Source organism: Arthrobacter sp. Y81, assembly GCF_002929335.1.
Lineage (GTDB): Bacteria > Actinomycetota > Actinomycetes > Actinomycetales > Micrococcaceae > Arthrobacter.
On record NZ_PJIL01000067.1, the window covers coordinates 1 to 697 of the forward strand.

The window sequence follows — 697 nt, forward strand, 5'->3', positions numbered from 1 at the left end:
ACGAGCCCCCCGATCGGATCACACGTAAGCCCCAGGTTGTGTTCCATCGCGATCTCGGCCGCGTTCTCGACCTGTTCCGGGGTACCACCCATGACCTCGGCCAGCCCGGCCGCGGCCATCGAGGACGCCGAACCAACCTCACCCTGGCAACCAACCTCGGCCCCGGAGATCGAGGCCTGCTCCTTATACAGCACCCCCACCGCCCCGGCAGCGAGCAGGAACTTCACCACGACGGCGTCGATCGCCTCCGGGGAGGCACTCGCCATGCCCTGGGTGTAGTGAGTGGCGTAGAACATCACGGCCGGGATGATCCCGGCAGCCCCGTTCGTGGGGGCCGTGACCACCCGCCCGCCAGAGGCGTTTTCCTCATTCACAGCCAAGGCGACCAGATTCACCCATTCCTGCCAAAACTTCGGATCCCGATCCGGGTCCTCGGCGAGCAGGCGGGCATGCCAATCAGGGGCCCGGCGACGCACATTCAACCCGCCCGGCAACAACCCGGTCCGGGCCAAGGAAGCATTCTTACACTCCTCCATGACGTCCCGGATATGCAACAACCCGGAACGCACCTGCTCCTCGCTGCGAGTCACGAGTTCGTTCGCGAGCATCACGTCACTAAAGTTTCCCCCGACCGTGGCGCAATGCTCCAACAACACGGCAGCGGTCCGGAACGGGAACGGCAACAATTCCTTGGAGT

1 protein-coding gene is annotated in these 697 nt (G+C 64.6%); it reads right to left on the minus strand.

Annotated elements, in window-relative coordinates; translation table 11 throughout:
- Positions 1-697 (minus strand): L-serine ammonia-lyase, iron-sulfur-dependent, subunit alpha (locus tag CXQ91_RS24205; protein WP_181039039.1); only part of this gene is annotated, 697 nt, incomplete at both ends.